Raw genomic sequence first — 16876 nt, 5'->3', positions numbered from 1 at the left:
TTCCGGTCTGTGCCAGGTGTTCGTTCAGCCGAGCGCGTGCGCCCGTGCTACCCCTCATCAGGTCTGTACGAGGGCCTGCGAAACTGCCACGGCAAGCGCCGGCGGTCTTGCACGCAAGTGCTGACACAGCGCCCGCTCGCGCAATTGGCCAAGCCAGAGAAAAGACTAGCCGAGCCTGGACAGAGATCTAATAGAGTGACTGTTAGGGGCTGATAGGCTGGCTCTGTCAACCGGCAGGTTCGCCGGCTCCGCGCCACAAGGAGCCGGCCTGGCAACTCGAACCCCCGAAGCACTACGTGTTCTGTATGGTTAGCGGCCAGGGCAAAGCTGATTTCCGGAGACAAGCATGCTGCGTATTTTTGAGCGATGGCTCGACCCCTTCCCCCCCGACGAGGTACCACCGCCACCGGTGGGCCTGCTGCGCTTCATGTGGGCCTGCACCCGCGGCGCGCGCGGCTACATTCTGGCACTTGCCTTGCTCAGTGCCGCAGTGTCGATCTACGAAGCCTGGCTGTTCGCCTTCCTCGGCCAGGTGGTCGACCTGCTTGCGGCCTGGCAGGCCGGCGATGCCGCAAGCCCGCAGGAAAGCCACGTATTGTGGGGGATCGGCATCGTCCTGCTGACCAGCGTCGGGCTGGTGGCACTGCGCACAATGGTCCAGCACCAGGTACTGGCGATCAACTTGCCGTTGCGCCTGCGCTGGGATTTCCACCGGCTGATGCTGCGCCAGAGCCTGTCGTTCTTTTCCGACGAGTTCTCCGGCCGGGTCACCACCAAGGTGATGCAGACGGCGCTGGCGGTGCGTGAAGTGCTGTTTACCGTCATCGAGATCCTGCCCGGCATCGGCGTGTACTTCATCGCGATCATCGCCCTGGCCGGTGGCTTTGCCCTGAAGCTGATGCTGCCGTTCATTGCCTGGGTGCTGCTGTTCGGGCTGGCCATGCTGTATTTCGTGCCGCGCCTGGGCAAGGTCGGGCAGGAGCAGGCCCATGCGCGGTCGTCGATGACCGGGCGGGTGTCGGACGCCTACACCAACATCACCACGGTCAAGCTGTTCTCGCATTCCAAACGGGAAGCGCACTTCGCGCGTGCCGCCATGGAAGATTTCAAGCACACCGGCTTTCGCCAGATGCGCCTGGTCAGCCAGTTCGAAATCGTCAACCAGGCGCTGGTGGTGGGGCTGATCCTGGGGGCCGGCGGCTATGCCCTGTGGCTCTGGCACCAGGACCAGGTCGGCACCGGCGCGGTGGCGGCCATCACCGCCATGGCCTTGCGCATCAACGGCATGTCGCACTGGATCATGTGGCAGATGACCTCGCTGTTCGAGAACATCGGCACCGTGCAGGACGGCATGGCCACCCTGACCCGCGGCCCCAAGGTGCAGGACGCGCCGGATGCCGGCGAGCTAGTGACCCGCGGCGGCGCGGTGACCTTCGACAAGGTCAGCTTCAACTACAACGGCGAGCGCCAGGTACTCAACGACCTGAGCCTGCACATCCACCCGGGTGAGAAGGTCGGCCTGGTCGGCCGCTCCGGCGCGGGCAAATCCACGCTGATCAACCTGCTGCTGCGCTTCTATGACGTGGACAGTGGCGAAATTCGCATCGACGGGCAGAACATCGCGCGGGTCACCCAGGACAGCCTGCGCAGCGCCATCGGCATGGTCACCCAGGACACCTCGCTGCTGCACCGCTCGATTCGCGACAACATCGCCTATGGCCGCCCCGATGCGAGCGAAGCGCAGATCCGCGCTGCCGCGGTGAATGCGCAGGCCGATGGTTTCATCAGCCAGCTCAGCGACCGCCAGGGCAACAGCGGTTACGACACGCTGGTGGGCGAGCGCGGCATCAAGCTGTCCGGCGGCCAGCGCCAGCGCATCGCAATTGCCCGGGTGATGCTGAAGAACGCGCCGATCCTGCTGCTGGACGAAGCCACCAGCGCGCTGGACTCGGAAGTGGAAGTGGCCATCCAGGAAAGCCTGGACGAAATGATGCAGGGCAAGACCGTCATTGCCATTGCCCACCGCTTGTCGACCATTGCTGCCATGGACCGGCTGATCGTCATGGATGAAGGGCGCATCATCGAGCAAGGTACCCATGCGCAGTTGCTGGCGAAGAACGGCACGTATGCACGGTTGTGGCAGCACCAGAGCGGCGGGTTCCTGGGCGAGGACCAGGGCGTGGCCGAGGCGGTGGAATAGCACATGGCACCGGCTGTGCCGGTGGCGCCGCCCCTAAAGGTACGGCGCCTGTAGGAGCGGATTTATCCGCGAAGCAGGCGACGCGCTGTATGGCACCCTATGCTGGAACCGCAGCCTAACCAAACACATGCGAAGGCCGGCGCAGCACCGGGTCGAACGGGTTGACCCGCTCGCCTATGGCTGCCGCCTCGCGCTTGAGCAGTGCCACCACGGTCGGCATGCGGTTGGGGCCCAGGCGGTCACTGATGGTCGCCACGCTCAGGGCCGCCACGGCATGGCCATTGCGGTCGAGAATCGGCACCGCCAGGCCGGCCATGCCATCCAGTACGCCGGTATTGCGCCCGGCATAACCAAGGCTGCGCACGTTGTCGATTTCGGCACGCAGCATGACTTCGTCGTAATGGTGGAAATCCTTCAGCCGCGGCAGGTTGTAACGGATCACCTCGTCACGCTCCTCCTCCGGCAGGAAGGCCAGGATCGCCAGGCTACCCTGCCCCACCCCTAACGCCACACGGCCGCCGATATCCCCGGTGAAAGTCCGAATCGGGTACGGCCCCTCGCTGCGGTCCAGGCACACCGCATCGAACCCCGAACGCGCCAGCAGGAACAGCGAGTCGCCCAGCGAGGCCGACAGCCGCAACAGGCTGGGGCGCACTACGTCGCGCAGGTTGCCGGCCTGCCCGGCCTTGGCCGCCAGGGCGAAGAATTCCAGGCTCAGACGGTAGCGCTTGCTGGTTGCGCACTGGTCGACCATGCCCTCTTCGATCAGGCTGCGCAGCAAGCGGTGCGTGGTCGGCTGTGCCAGGCCGAGCCGCTGCGCGAGTTGGCTGACCTTCTCGCCCTCGCCGCCACAGTCACCCAGCGCGCGCAGCACGGCGAACAAACGGGAGACCGCACTGACGCCAACTTCCTTGCCTTGCGTATTTCGCTTATCGGAATCCATTTTCCCTTAAACCCCTAGGCAATTTCATTCAGTGGAATAATTTCAAAATAGCTGTCACTCAGTGAAATTACCCTTTGTCGCCATCCTAATCAGTGCCCTACTCTCCGGTCCATAGGGCGATATCACAACATCGGCCGCCGCCACTGCCGCGAGCGCCAACGTCCGTAAAAGCCTTGCTTTTCGCCGCTGGCGCTCTGCCCACCCTGAAACTGCCGGTTGACCCCGGTTCCGTTTGCGATGGAGCACAGCCATGACCTTTCTGTTGATCGACAAGCTTTGCAAGCGCTATGGCGCCACGGAGGCAGTGGCCAGTTCGTCACTGGCCATCGACAAAGGCGAGTTCGTTTCCCTGCTTGGCCCTTCAGGCTGCGGCAAGACCACCACCCTGCAAATGATTGCCGGCTTCGTCGAGGTCACCAGCGGCCGCATCGTACTCGATGGCCGCGACATCACCCATGCCAAGCCGGCCAGCCGCGGCCTCGGGGTGGTATTCCAGAGCTACGCGCTGTTCCCGCACATGACCGTGCGTGACAACGTCGCCTTCGGCCTGCGCATGCGCAAGGTGGCCAATGCCGACATCGCCCGTCGCGTCGACCAGGCCCTGGCGCTGGTACGCTTGCAGCAGCAGGCCGGGCGTTACCCACGCGAACTCTCTGGCGGCCAGCGTCAGCGCGTCGCCCTGGCCCGCGCATTGGTGATCGAGCCGCCAGTGCTGCTGCTGGACGAACCGCTGTCCAACCTGGACGCGCACCTGCGCGAAGAAATGCAGTTCGAGATCTGCCGCATCCAGAACGAGGTCGGCATCACCACCTTGATGGTCACCCACGACCAGGCCGAGGCCTTGTCGATCAGCGACCGGGTGGTGGTGATGGAGGCCGGGCGCATCACCCAGGTGGACGAGCCTTACCGCCTTTACGAGCACCCTGGCACGCCATTCATCTCCGATTTTGTCGGCAAGGCCAACCGCCTGCGTGGCGTGACCGGCCCTGGCGGGCAACCGCAGGCGCAGGCCCAGGGCCCATTGACCCTCAGCCTGCGCCCGGAAAAGATCAGCCTCGGCCTGCTCGGCAGCGGCAAGCTCGCCGGCTGCATCAGTTGCCGCTACTTCCTCGGCAGCCAGTGGCTGTACCGCGTCGACACCGCCCTGGGCAACCTGGCCGTGGTGCGTGCCAACGATGGCAGCATGCCACTGGCTGAAGGGACCCAGGTCGGCCTGGACTGGAACGACGCCCTGCTGCGCGTGCTGCACTGCGACGAGGTGGCAGCATGAGCGCGGCCAAGCTGCGCAGCAGCGCCTGGGGCTACGGCTTGAGCAGCCCGGCCCTGCTGTTGTTCCTGGCCTTGCTGGTGGTGCCACTGGGGCTGACCGTACTGCTGTCGTTCAATGCCTTCGACTACACCAGCGGCATCCAGGCCGGCCAGTACACCCTGGGCCACTACCTGAGCCTGGTAACTGACACCTACTACTACCAGATCTTCTTCCGCACGTTGTGGATCAGCGCCCTGGTCACCCTGTTGTGCGTACTGATCGGCATTCCCGAGGCGCTGGTGCTCAGCCGCATGGGCCCGCCGTGGCGCTCGATCTTCCTCATTCTGGTGCTGACGCCGCTGCTGATTTCGGTCGTGGTGCGGGCCTTTGGCTGGAGCCTGCTGCTGGGTGCCGATGGCCTGGTCAACCAGGGCCTCAGCGCCTTGGGCGGGCAGCCGGTGAAGCTGTTGTACACCCCGTTCGCGGTGATCATCGGCCTGGTCCACGTGATGCTGCCGTTCATGATCATCCCGGTGTGGACCTCGCTGCAGAAGCTCGACCCGGCTGCCGAGCAAGCCGCGCTGTCGCTGGGCGCCAGCCAGTGGACGGTGTTCCGTCGCATCGTGCTGCCACAGATCATGCCCGGCGTGCTGTCGGGCACGCTGATCGTGTTCGGCCTGGCCGCCAGTTCGTTTGCCATCCCCGGCCTGCTCGGCGGGCGCCGGCTGAAGATGGTCGCGACCATGATCTACGACCAGTACCTGGCCGAACTGAACTGGCCGATGGGGGCCACCCTCGCCGTGGCCCTGCTGCTGATAAACCTGCTGGTGATGCTCAGCTGGAACCGGCTGGTCGAACGCCGCTACAAACGTGCACTTGGAGTCTGAAGCCATGACCCGCAACGGCCCGCTGGCCCTGTCCTTTCACACCTTGGTGATGCTGTTCATGCTGGCCCCGCTGGTGGTGGTGTGCCTGGTGGCCTTCACCCCGGAAAACACCCTGAGCCTGCCTACAGCCGGTTTTTCGCTGCGCTGGTTCCGCGCCGTTTTCGAACGTGCCGATTTCCTCGATGCGTTCTACAACAGCCTGAAGCTGGCGGCGCTGGCGGCTTCGCTGGCCACCCTTATCGCCGTACCGGCGGGCCTGGCGCTCACCCGCTACAGCTTCCCCGGCCAGGGTTGGCTCAATGGCCTGCTGCTGTCGCCGATCATCATCCCGCACCTGGTGCTGGGTGTGGCCCTGCTGCGGCTGTTCGCCCTGCTGGGGGTCAATGGCAGCTTCGCCTGGCTGGTATTCGCCCATGTGGTAGTGATCACGCCCTACGTGCTGCGCCTGGTACTGGCCGCCGCCATCGGTATCGACCGCAGTGCCGAACAGGCCGCGCAAAGCCTGGGGGCCGGTCGCGCCACGCTGTTCTGCAAGGTCACCCTGCCGATGATCCTGCCCGGCGTGGCCGGCGGCTGGCTGTTGGCATTCATCAACAGTTTCGACGAAGTCACGCTGTCGATCTTCGTCACCTCGCCCGCCACCCAGACCCTGCCAGTGCGCATGTATGTGTACGCCACCGAATCCATCGACCCGATGATGGCCGCCGTTTCGGCACTGGTCATCGCCGTCACCGCGCTGACCATGGTCGCCCTGGACCGGGTGTACGGCCTGGACCGCGTGCTGGTGGGCAAGCAATGACAAGGAGTGCCCCTATGCCGCTGTTCAAGCGCGTGGCCGAACACGACCGCGAGCCACTGCCGTTCCTGCTCGACGGCCAACCGGCCAGCGGCCTGCGTGGCGATACCCTGCTGACCGCCATCCTGACCAATGCCGGGCACCTGCGCGGCAGTGACTTCAGCGCCGAGCCACGCGCCGGCTTCTGCCTGATGGGGGCCTGCCAGGATTGCTGGGTGCGCCTGCAGGATGGCCGCCGGGTGCGGGCCTGCTCGACCTTTCTCGAGCCTGGCCAGTGCGTGACCCGCGAGCCGGGGCGCCAGGCATGAGTGCGATCGTGATCATCGGTGCCGGCCCGGCGGGCATCCGCGCCGCCCAGACCCTGGTAGCGCATGGCCTGCGCCCGGTGCTGCTCGACGAAGCCAGCCGCGGCGGCGGGCAGATCTACCGCCAGCAACCGGCCAACTTCCAGCGCCCGGGCAAAACCTTGTATGGCTTCGAGGCGGGCAAGGCCCAGGCCCTGCACAGCACACTCGAGCAGTTACGTGAACAGATCGACTACCGCCCGGAAACCCTGGTGTGGAATGCCGAACGGCAGGTGCTCGACACCCTGCAACAGGGCCTACTGGCCGACCGCCTGGCATTCGACCAGGTGATCGTCGCCACCGGGGCCACCGACCGGGTGTTGCCGGTACCGGGCTGGACCCTGCCCGGGGTCTATACCCTGGGCGCGGCGCAGATCGCCCTGAAGTTCCAGGGCTGCGCCATCGGCGACCAGGTGGTGCTGGCCGGCAGCGGGCCACTGCTGTACCTGGTGGCCTACCAGTACGCCAAGGCCGGCGCCACGGTCAGCGCCGTGCTCGATACGTCGCCATTCAGCGCCCAGGCGCGCGCCCTGCCACGCCTGTTGCTGCAGCCGGGCACGTTCGCCAAAGGCCTGTATTACCGTGCCTGGCTAGCGGCCCACGGTGTGCCGGTGCATCAGGGCGTGACCCTGCTGGGCATCGACGGCGAGCAACGCGCCAGCGGCGTGCGTTGGTCACGCAACGGCCAACACTACCAACTGCCTTGCGACGCCGTGGCATTCGCCCACGCTCTGCGCAGTGAAACCCAGCTGGCCGACCTGCTGGGTTGCCAGTTCGCCTGGAACGCCCTCAATCGCGCCTGGCTACCCGTGCGCGACGCCCAGGGTCGGGCGTCGCGTCCCGGCGTCTATCTGGCGGGCGACGGTGCCGGCATTCTCGGTGCCGACGGCGCCGAGCTATCCGGTGAGCTGGCTGCCCTCAGCCTGCTGGCCGACCTTGGCCAGCCCGGCAACCCGCAACGCCAGCAGCAGCTGGAAAAGCGCCTGGCCACTTTGCAGCGCTTCCGCCAGGGCCTGGAGCAGGCCTTCCCATTCCCCGAGCAGTGGGCCCGGCAGGCCCCGGACCAGCTCACCGTGTGCCGCTGCGAGCAGATCAGCGCCGGGGAAATCCGCGCCAGCGTGCGCGCCGGGCATTGGGACATCAACCGGGTCAAGGCCATGTGCCGGGTCGGCATGGGTCGCTGCCAGGGCCGTGTGTGTGGTGCCGCTGCGGCCGAACTGATCGCCTGCGAAAGCGGCCGCCCGCTCGACCAGATCGGGCGCTTGCGCGACCAGGCGCCGGTCAAGCCACTGCCGTTTGGCCTGGAGATAAAGCCATGACGCTGATCGAAGTGGACGCCATCGTCGTCGGCGCCGGCATTGTCGGCAGCAGCGCGGCACTCAACCTGGCCCGTGGTGGCCAGCGGGTGGCGTTGCTCGAACGGGACTTCTGCGGTTCGCATTCCAGCGGGGTGAACTACGGCGGTGTGCGTCGCCAGGGCCGCTCGCTGGCCCAGCTGCCTTTGGCGATGCGCGCCCACGCCATCTGGGCGCACCTGCGCGAATGGATCGGTATCGATGGCGAGTACACCCGCAGCGGCCACCTGAAACTGGCGCGCAGCGAAACCGACTTCAATGCTTTGAAAGCCTATGCCCGGCGCACCCAGGCCTTCGACCTGCGCCTGCAACTGATGGAACGCCAGGAACTGCGTCGGCGTTTCCCCTGGGTGGGCGACATCGCCGTCGGTGCCTCGTACTGCCCCGAGGACGGCCATGCCAACCCACGCCTGGTGTCGCCGGCCTTCGCCCAGGCAGCCCGAGACAGCGGCGCCCGGTTGCACGAGCAGTGCGAGGTGCTGGCGGTGGACCACGACGGCCAGCGCTTCCATGTGCGCACCAGCACCGGCCAGGGCTTCAAGGCACCCTGGCTGCTGAACTGCGCCGGTGCCTGGTCGGCACGCCTGGCCGAGCAGTTCGGCGAACCGGTGCCGCTGAGCGCGGCCCACCCGGCCATGCTGGTCACCGAGCCGTTACCACTGTTCATGACCGCCAGCACCGGGGTCGAAGGTGGCGGAATCTATGCGCGCCAGGTGGCCCGGGGCAACTGTGTGCTGGGCGGCGGTCGCGGCTTTGCCTTGACCCCGACCACCTCACGCCCGGGCCAGGCGGCGCTGCTCGATATCCTGCGCAACGCCACCGAGCTGTACCCGGCGCTGGCCGGTGCCCAGGCCATTCGCACCTGGAGCGGCACCGAAGGCTACCTGCCCGATGACGAACCGGTGCTCGGCCCCAGCTTGCGCCAGCCCGGCCTGTTGCACGGCTTCGGCTTTGCCGGCGCAGGTTTCCAGATAGGCCCGGCGGCCGGCGAAGCACTGGCGCAATGCATCCTGCTCGGCGCGCCGGCCATCAGCCTGGCGGCCTTTTCCATCCAGCGTTTCCAGCCCAACCACCACTACAAGGAACACCTGTCATGACGCACAAGCAACGTCTGTTAGCCCTGTTCAGCACCGTGCCCGGCCTGTTCGCCTGCCTGCCCGCCATGGCCCAACCCACGTTGTATCTGGGCATGAACGGCGGCACCATGGAGCGGCTGTTCAGCGACAGCATCCTGCCCAGGTTCGAGCAGGCCAACGGGGTCAAGGTGGTGATCGTTCCCGGCACCTCGGCGGACATCCTGGCCAAGGTCCAGGCCACGCCGGGCAAGCCGTCGGTGCACGTGATGGTGCTGGACGACGGCATCATGTACCGCGCCATCGGCATGGGCCTGTGCAGCACGCTCAAGCCCAACCCGACGCTGGCCCAGTTGCCGGAAAAAGCCCTGATCAAGGACAAGGCCGCCGCGGTCAGCCTGGGCGTGACCGGGCTTGCCTACAACAGCCGGCTGTTCAAGGAGAAAGGCTGGGCTGCACCCACCTCATGGAACGACCTGGCCGACCCGCGGTTCAAGGACAAGGTGGTCTTCCAATCGCTGGCGTCGTCCACCTTCGGCCTGCACGGTTTCCTGATGTACAACCGTCTGCAAGGCGGCAGCGATACCGACGTCAACCCCGGTTTCATAGCGTGGCAGAAACACGTTGGCCCGAACGTGCTCGAGTACATACCCAACTCGGCCAAACTCTCGGAAATGGTCCAGACCGACGAAGCCGCGCTGTTCCCGCTCACCCCCACCCAGGTGACGGCATTGAAGCTCAAAGGCATCCCGGTCGAATACGCCGCGCCCAAGGAAGGCGCGGTGGTGCTCAACCAGGCAGAGTGCGTCACGGCCAACAACGACCAGCCGGAGCTGGCACAGAAGCTTGCAGAGTTTCTGCTCAGCCCGGAGGCGCAGGCGCCGGCCCTGGAGCTGGGTGACCAGATCCCCTCCAACCCCAACACGCCGACCAGCGACAAGACCCGCGGCCAGGTCGAGGCCATGCATACCTATCTGCAGACCGCCGTGACCATCGACTGGGACCAGGTCAACAACCAGCGCCCGGAATGGAACGCCCGCTGGAATCGCCAGATCGAGCGATAGTCACCCAGGCCCGACCGGCAAGGTACTGCACACCGCCGAGGTCGCTGCAGTCCCTGCTGGAACGGGCCTCCAATCCAGCACCGGCCGCAACAACGCCTGCGCCTCATACCGTCTGGGCAGGTAGCGCAGGCGCATTTCATCCACACTCAACCGCGCAGCATCGGTGGTAATGGTCAGCGTCGCATTCAGCCGGCCTGTACGGTCCAGAAGCGCCGATTTCAAATTCCTGATCGACGATGCAAAACCCCTGGACCACGCGGCCCAGCCGGTACCCGGGCTGTATGCGGTGGGTAATGACATGGGCAGCGTGATGGGCGGGTACTATCCGAGTGGCGGCATCACCCTCTGGCCGGGCATGACCTTCGGCTACCTGGCTGGTAGAGCATTGAGCGGCTTGCAGGCGCAAGACGAACGGGTCGGCTTCTGGTCATAATGCCTGCTCATCCAGCCCTTCCGCCTGCGCTACGTTCACTGGCTGCTGCAGCAGACCTCGCGGCAACTTGAAACCTTTGAATGGTTGCTGGGTAATGGGATTGAAGGCTTTTTCCGCGTTCAGCCGATAGCGCATCACGCCATCACCGGTCCGGAAACTGAGGTCCACGCTGGTGGCAGTGCGCCCATTGAGCGAACCGCGGCTGAGCAAGCGGAACAGCGACCATGGGCCGTGGTAACCCAGGCTGCTGCTGGTGCCGCTTTGCCTGAGCAAGGTCAGGTTGCTGCGCACCTGCTGCCCCAGCGTATTGGGCCAGACGACACCGGTAATCTGACTCGGACCATGGGTGTAGGCAATCAACTGACCGTCCAGGTCCAGCAGGCTGGTACGCTGGTTGGCGCTCAGCCCCAACGGCTCGATGCTGAACTGCACGCTCAGGTTTCCGCGTTGATCGAAGAACGTCTCGCGGATGCGATTCGCCAGCGCCAACTGTTCGAGCACATCGCTGCGGATCAGCGACTGCTGCTGTCCGGCTCGCAGGGCTTCGAGGTTGTCATCGAGGAACAGCTTCAGGTACTGATCGTGGAATTGCTGCAGCCGCCCCTTTGGCCCGAAGAACGCTTCGAAATCCTCCAGGGAAGCATCAGGTGCCCTCACCACGAAGGGGTATCGCCCTGCCAATCGCTGCTGGAAGAAACTGTAGACGTCAGCATCCCAGCGGCGCTCCAGCTCAAGCAATGCTTGAATGTTCAGCACCTGCGCAGTCTGTTCCGCGACCTTTCCGAGCTGATGGTTGAGTGGCTCCGGCAAGCCTGTCGCCAGCCGCTGCAAGGTGCCGATCGGGTCGTGCCCGGTCATCGAAAAGCGCTGACGCACAGCCTTCAGAGCCGCCTTGCCCCGGTCGGGACTGTCCTGCACCGCCTTGGCATAGGCGTGAACCGCCGTCAGCGCGGCAAGCGTTTCTTCATAACCGCTCGGCTTGTCACCGGTCGCCTGCAACATGCCACTGAGCCCGGCGAATGCGCGCTGGATAGCCAAGGTCTGCTGCTGTTCAGCGGGGCGGCCGGCTGCCAGCAGAACAGCTGTCTCGCCTGGCACCTCCACGTCTGCTGGCGCCCAGCGCGTGGTGTTGTCCTTCACTGTAGCCAGCAGGCGTTGCAGCGGTGCCGCAGGCCCGGTCAGTTGCTCGAGCACTGCGACTGCATGCTCCAGATCACGGAAGTCCACCAGCGAAAACGCGGCCAGTGCCCGCCGCCAGCTATCAATGTAATCGCTGCTGTACAGGCTGTGCAGACGAGCAGCAAGCGCGTCCCGGTCGGCATCGGAATAATCGAGTTGGCCGCGCTCGCCCAGCGCCCACTGATCGATCATCGCGATTTCGACAAACCGCTGGCCGAGCGCTGCAATGTACGCCTGGAAACCTTTGGCGGTGAGCATCGGCGCAATCACGACGCCAGCATCACCGTGCATGGAACCGGAAGCCGGCCGATACACCACATCGAAGGCTGGCCCGACCTGGTAACGCAAGTCCAGGCCCTGGTGCAGCTGCTCCTGAGCGCGCTGCTTGAGGCCCGCATAGACCCGCTCCGGCAGGGGCAACTTGCGCAGGGTCTGCTGTACCTCGGCAACACGTTGCTGGTACTCGGGCAGGTCGGCGTCGGCATAAGCCAAGGCGTATTGCAGGTGTCGCATGAGGTCGCGCTGCAGTTGCCCCTGGCCCGGGAAGGCTTGCTGCCAGCGCTGAGCCATCCACTCCTCGACCCATTCGGGGCGGCGGTTCTGGCGGTCCTCAAGCATTCGGTAAACCCTCAGCGCGGCCATCTGCTGTTCACTGCCAGGGGGCGCGGCGCTCATCGCGTCGACTACACCACTGGCCAACGCCGGCAGGAAGTGTCTGCCAAGCAAGCGCAGATAGGCCTCGTCGACCCGAGGACCGATGGCGCGGCCCTGATAGAGGCCCGCATCGGCAACACCGGGCCATGCAGTGCGATAGTCGCCGAACAGCGCCACTGCATCGCGGATCTGGTCCAGCGGCTCCAGCAGGTTGCGCCCGGTCGGGTCAAGCTGCTGGTCCAGTTGCCGGTGGCTGTACTCCTTGCTCTTGACCAGTACGCTGGCAGCCTTGGCAGCATTGCTATCGAAGTAGCGCTGCCAGCTGGCGACAACGATACAGAACGCCAGCAGGCCTACTGCGGAACCCACCCGGAACAATTGGCGCTTGCTGCGTGCCACCCTGGCGTTGTCGCCGGCGAGACCGACTTCGCGGTAGATGACGCGCCTGAAGGCCTGCGGGATGAAGTATGCCAACGCCTTGCCCTGCGCCTTGCCTTCACGCAAGGGCAGTTTTGTCTTGTAGGGCTGCGCCGCCTCACGGACGAACGCGTTGAGCATATCGCCCTGCTGCACCACCGACGACCAGTAGAGCCCACGTACCAGGGCGGGCGTGGTGAAGCGGTCACTGCCCAGCGTTTCACGCAAAAACGACAGCAATATCGGTTGCAGCCCAACCAGCTGCGCATGCAGGGAGAACAGGCGCGCACGTGCCGGCGCCCGGCCAAGTCCATCAAGCTGATCGAAGACCTGCTCGAACAGCAGCTTGATCAACCGATGGTATTGGCTGCGGTATTCGTCCAGCCAGGCATCGGTCGAACCGGTCGCAGCCAGTTTGAACGTGAAGCCCAGCAGCTCCTCCCGCCTGGAGGCCGGGAGCCTGCCATAGAGCTGATCGAAGCCATCGAGCAAGTCGAACTTGGACAGCACCACATACAACGGCAGGCGCGCACCCAGCCGGCTACTGATCTCGAACAGGCGCGCGCGCAGCATATGGGCCAACGCCCGGCGTTGGTCGGACGTCCCATGCAACAACGCAGGCAGGTCAATGACCAGCACCACCCCATTCAACGCCCTCTGACTGCGGTTGCTCAGCAGCCATCCCAGCAGGTGCTCCCACAACCTGGCCGGGGCTTCAGGCGGCGGGGAAACTTCAGGCTGCTCAGGGCCAGGCAGCGGACCCGCCGCTGCAGCCTGGCTGATGAAGGCACCCGGAGGGTCGATCATCACGGCATCATTGCTGACCCACCAGCCTACCGGGTAAGCCAGCGCCTGGGCCCTGCCGATACGGGTCAGGGAGAAACGCTGGTCGCTGCGATCAATGAAGCTGCTCTTGCCAGCCTGTATGTCACCCAGAACCAGATACCATGGCACCCGGTACAAGGCGCTTCGTCCGCCGGCATTGTCCAGATAGCTGGCCAGCCGCTGGTTCAACGCGTGCTCTTGTGCCTGAACCAACGACAGCGTGGGGTCCAGCGCGGCCGCCACGGCCTGCTTGCGGTCCGCTTGCAGGCGGCGGACACGTCTGCGCAACACCATGAGCCAGCCCAGTAACGGCACCACCACCAACACCAGGCTCGCAACGATACGATGGGCGACGTTGGCCAGCGGTTGTTGTTCGCGCCATGTCCAATGCGGGCCAAGCCACCAGATGGCGACCAGCATTAGCACGGCGCCCAGCCCAAGGAGCAGCGGCATTGCCAGGCCAATACGGCTGGAAAGGCGCAAGCCCCAGCGTTTCAGTTGTTTCCATGGTGGGTTCATATGGGCTCCGGATCCTTGATCTGAACTGCCAATGCGGCGGATGTCGTGTAGTGCTGGAGCCGCTGGAATACCTCGGGCTCCCACGCATCGGCAGTGGTTTGCTGCATCGTCCGCGCAACGCCGATGCATAGGTCCCGGGCCAGCCAGGACACGCCGCGTGCCGCCAGCAAGTCAGCGGCGATGAGCGTGGTGTGCGAGCGCTCACGCGGCGAGTTCAGATCCGCCTGCATCCCCTGCAACCTCAGGAGCACGGGCTCTACCCCCATGCCGTCAAGCTGGGCAACGAGTTCCTCGCGCAGGCTGCCGAACTCCTGGGAAGCAGCGCCTTGGGCTGACGCACCCTGGCAGCCGTTCAGCCATGCCAGGGCTTGATCGTCCAGGAACGGCGTGCCATCGCTGAAGCACAATTGCTGCAACGAAGGCAGGCGCTGGACGAAACGCGCGGTGGTACTGCGAATGGCCTCGCTGACCTCGTTCAACGCCAGCTGCGATGCTACGCTCGCTGCCAGGAAGCTGCCCCGAAACCAGTAAGGGGCTGCCGTGAGGCTCTTCTCGATCCGATGCAGTAGCGCGATGTCCACTGAAGTACCTGCTACGAGATTTTCGTAGCCCGCAATCACCTCTGGCGGCACTGCCATCAGGCCCGTGCAGTGCCGCTGCCTGACGGCAGGCGCCGCCTGGATATGCGACCACAGGCCGAAACGACGAAGCTGGTAACCGGTCGGATCGTACGGATCCTGTTGATTGATGAGCTCCGCCATGGTCAGTACGGCACGCCGGGTTTCCCGCTCGCTGCCGATGGAAACCCGGGGCGCTGGCATGGCGATCACGTCTGCCAGTGGCATGGGCTGCTCGCTTGCAGCGGTCGGGGCCGGCGCAACAGCCTCGCCAACACCGTTGGCCAGCTCCGTTTGCCGCTGTAACAAGCGTTCCAGTTCGCCCAACCCAGCCGCATCGAGCTGGGCGCCGTCCTGCTGTTGTTTCAGTCGCGTCAGGGCCGCCTGCGCCGCCACTGCGTGGGCAGGGCTGTAGGTGAACCGGTCAAGGCGCGGTAGCGCATCGATCAAGCGGCTGAGTACAAGGCCGACCAGCTTCCGCTTGCCGAGGAAACCTGTGGGACCCGGCTTTGGATGAGCGCTTTCCCAATAGCATTCGACCATGCCGGCCAGCAACGCCAGGGTGTTTCCCCATCGTTCCCAGCACGCGCTGCGCAGCCACGCAGTACTCAGGTGGGCAACGATCCGCATGTGTTTGCACTGCCGGCACAGGTACTGGCAGGACGCCTCTTCGATGTAGGCCCAGTCGATCGAGGCCGCCTGCAGCCCGCCCAGCTTGACCATCTCCTGGTCTATCGCCTGGTAGGTTTCATCCTCGATATCGAACAAACCAGCCGGGATCGCTGGATCGATCGGGGCGAGCAGCCGACTGATCTCATCCGCTGATGTCTGCATTACCACCGGCAAGCACTCCGCGCCTGTTCGATCAACGGCCCCAGGCCCTGGGCATCGAACACCAACCCGTCGACCTCGCTGCGATCGCTCGCCACCACTATCCGGTGAGCCCCGATCAGCTGCCTGATCTGCTCGATCGCCGGCAGGCCACGCCCGGCATCGAGTACCTGGCCGTTTTCCATCACGCGCCACGGCGTGTTGCGCGTGGCGCCACCCTCGCTTGTCAGCCTCACGGTAACCCAGCTTGCGTCGATGGGCCGTGTGGTAATCAGCTGCAGCCGCGATATTTTCTGTATGCAGCTGATGGCGAGATAGGGGCGCTCATGGGTTGAGGCGATGGCAGGCGCCGAGATCATCAGCTCCGCCGTTGCTGAGCCGACTTCACCGCCACCACCGATGCGAAAGGTCAGGTCATCCGCTGCGCGCGATGCCTCATTTGCCATGACCCGCATCACCGTGGGCGCTTCCTGCTCCTGCGCTGACCACGACCTGGATGACACATGTGCCGGCGTACCGGCAGCCCGGTCAAAACAAGCCAGGCGCTCGATGTCGGAGACGATCCGGGGGCAGTCGCGATCAAGCTCAGCCAGCACCGGCTGCATACAAAACAGCAACGAAACGCCTGCGTAACATGCACGGCGGAATATCATCCCAAGTTCACCCACGCAATGAGCACATAAGCCTTGCACGGCCCTGCGCATTGTTTTTCTGACAACTGAATACCCACTTACGCCCTCCCGCGCATAACCACTCCAAACGAAACCGGTACGAGCCTAGTACATCGCACACCGTGCATACAAACAAATATTTATTTACATCTTAAGCCTCGACCAAGGGGGGCTTTTCCATGCATGGTTTTTTAGACGACCGGACAAGTAAGCGAGGCCCAAAAACACTTTGCAGGAAACTTCCTACAAACAGAATGCACAATTAAACACGTCATACGGAAATATCCTACAACTTCACTAGAGAGCCATGTGCCGATGTCTAAAAACTCGGGATCCGTTGCACCCAAAGAACGTATCAACATCAAGTACGTTTCAGCCACCCGTGATGAACAGGCCGAAGTAGAGTTGCCACACAAGATGCTTGTCCTGGGCGACTTCGGTCTGGATGACAGCCGTGCGCTTGAAGACCGTTCGGTGATGCGCATTGACAAACACACGTTCAACAACGTGTTGCACGACGCCGACGTCAGCCTGGCCTTGTCCGTCCCCTCCCTGCTCAGCACCGCAGCCGACAGCGAGCTGGCGGTCAACCTGCAGTTCAGGTCCATCAAGGATTTCAGCCCAGACCAGATTGTCCGGCAGGTACCAGAGCTCAACAAACTGTTGCAGTTGCGTGAAGCACTGGTCGCCTTGAAGGGGCCACTCGGCAACGTGCCAACTTTCCGCAAACACCTGCAACAGCTGTTGACTGACGAGCAAGCGCGCAAACAACTTGCCGAAGAACTCGAACAGGCGCTCGCGGCGCCCCAAGAAGATTGA

13 protein-coding genes and 2 pseudogenes are annotated in these 16876 nt (G+C 64.5%); 10 read left to right on the top strand and 5 right to left on the bottom strand.

The annotated features are described in order from the left end of the window. The first annotated feature begins 346 nt into the window (after window positions 1-346). Entirely contained in the window at window positions 347-2200 is a 1854-nt protein-coding gene (locus QSV36_RS13450) for an ABC transporter ATP-binding protein (RefSeq protein WP_289132269.1), read from the top strand. A gap of 115 nt (window positions 2201-2315) precedes the next feature. Here QSV36_RS13450 and QSV36_RS13445 read toward each other — a convergent pair whose 3' ends face one another. Then, window positions 2316-3143 carry an IclR family transcriptional regulator gene (locus tag QSV36_RS13445; RefSeq protein ID WP_289132268.1) on the bottom strand — a complete coding sequence of 276 codons (828 nt, stop codon included), beginning with the start codon at window positions 3141-3143 and terminating at the stop codon, window positions 2316-2318. A gap of 250 nt (window positions 3144-3393) precedes the next feature. Here QSV36_RS13445 and QSV36_RS13440 point away from each other — a divergent pair, with 250 nt between their 5' ends. The 7 genes from QSV36_RS13440 to QSV36_RS13410 are packed head-to-tail and all read left to right on the top strand — an operon-like array spanning window position 3394 to window position 9911. Beyond that, on the top strand, window positions 3394-4413 hold the full coding sequence (locus tag QSV36_RS13440; protein ID WP_289132266.1) for an ABC transporter ATP-binding protein: 1020 nt from the start codon (window positions 3394-3396) through the stop codon (window positions 4411-4413). After that, window positions 4410-5279: an ABC transporter permease gene (locus QSV36_RS13435; RefSeq protein ID WP_289132263.1), complete on the top strand. Its 870-nt coding sequence runs from the start codon at window positions 4410-4412 to the stop codon at window positions 5277-5279. Before QSV36_RS13440 ends, QSV36_RS13435 begins: the two co-directional genes overlap by 4 nt. A gap of 4 nt (window positions 5280-5283) precedes the next feature. After that, window positions 5284-6078: an ABC transporter permease gene (locus QSV36_RS13430; protein ID WP_289132260.1), complete on the top strand. Its 795-nt coding sequence runs from the start codon at window positions 5284-5286 to the stop codon at window positions 6076-6078. A gap of 14 nt (window positions 6079-6092) precedes the next feature. Then, window positions 6093-6383, top strand: a complete 291-nt coding sequence (locus QSV36_RS13425; RefSeq protein WP_289132257.1) for a (2Fe-2S)-binding protein — start codon at window positions 6093-6095, stop codon at window positions 6381-6383. Then, window positions 6380-7738, top strand: a complete 1359-nt coding sequence (locus QSV36_RS13420) for an FAD/NAD(P)-dependent oxidoreductase (RefSeq protein WP_289132254.1) — start codon at window positions 6380-6382, stop codon at window positions 7736-7738. Before QSV36_RS13425 ends, QSV36_RS13420 begins: the two co-directional genes overlap by 4 nt. After that, window positions 7735-8871 (top strand): NAD(P)/FAD-dependent oxidoreductase, encoded by a 1137-nt coding sequence (locus QSV36_RS13415; RefSeq protein WP_289132252.1) that lies wholly within the window; start codon window positions 7735-7737, stop codon window positions 8869-8871. Before QSV36_RS13420 ends, QSV36_RS13415 begins: the two co-directional genes overlap by 4 nt. After that, window positions 8868-9911, top strand: a complete 1044-nt coding sequence (locus tag QSV36_RS13410; RefSeq protein ID WP_289132250.1) for an ABC transporter substrate-binding protein — start codon at window positions 8868-8870, stop codon at window positions 9909-9911. The genes QSV36_RS13415 and QSV36_RS13410 overlap by 4 nt, the downstream gene beginning before the upstream one ends. A 72-nt stretch (window positions 9912-9983) precedes the next feature. Here QSV36_RS13410 and QSV36_RS13405 read toward each other — a convergent pair. Continuing rightward, window positions 9984-10203, bottom strand: a pseudogene (locus QSV36_RS13405) (IclR family transcriptional regulator); the annotation flags it as partial. Here QSV36_RS13405 and QSV36_RS13400 point away from each other — a divergent pair. Beyond that, window positions 10150-10344 (top strand): annotated as a pseudogene (locus QSV36_RS13400) (FAD-binding protein); the annotation flags it as partial. The pseudogenes QSV36_RS13405 and QSV36_RS13400 overlap by 54 nt on opposite strands. Here the strand turns inward: QSV36_RS13400 and tssM are convergent. The 3 genes from tssM to vasI are packed head-to-tail and all read right to left on the bottom strand — an operon-like array spanning window position 10339 to window position 16039. Next, the gene (gene tssM, locus QSV36_RS13395; RefSeq protein WP_289132248.1) at window positions 10339-13938 is read right to left on the bottom strand and encodes a type VI secretion system membrane subunit TssM; all 3600 of its coding nucleotides are present in this window, start codon (window positions 13936-13938) and stop codon (window positions 10339-10341) included. The pseudogene QSV36_RS13400 and the gene tssM overlap by 6 nt on opposite strands. After that, window positions 13935-15401 carry a type VI secretion system protein TssA gene (gene tssA / locus QSV36_RS13390; RefSeq protein ID WP_289132247.1) on the bottom strand — a complete coding sequence of 489 codons (1467 nt, stop codon included), beginning with the start codon at window positions 15399-15401 and terminating at the stop codon, window positions 13935-13937. The genes tssM and tssA overlap by 4 nt, the downstream gene beginning before the upstream one ends. Further along, window positions 15389-16039 carry a type VI secretion system-associated protein VasI gene (vasI, locus tag QSV36_RS13385; RefSeq protein WP_289132245.1) on the bottom strand — a complete coding sequence of 217 codons (651 nt, stop codon included), beginning with the start codon at window positions 16037-16039 and terminating at the stop codon, window positions 15389-15391. The genes tssA and vasI overlap by 13 nt, the downstream gene beginning before the upstream one ends. A gap of 333 nt (window positions 16040-16372) precedes the next feature. Here vasI and tssB point away from each other — a divergent pair, with 333 nt between their 5' ends. Continuing rightward, on the top strand, window positions 16373-16876 hold the full coding sequence (tssB, locus tag QSV36_RS13380) for a type VI secretion system contractile sheath small subunit (RefSeq protein WP_289132243.1): 504 nt from the start codon (window positions 16373-16375) through the stop codon (window positions 16874-16876).

The sequence above is a fragment of the Pseudomonas sp. BCRC 81390 genome (assembly GCF_030341915.1).
Lineage (GTDB): Bacteria > Pseudomonadota > Gammaproteobacteria > Pseudomonadales > Pseudomonadaceae > Aquipseudomonas.
This window is presented reverse-complemented; position numbering and strand designations above follow the sequence as displayed.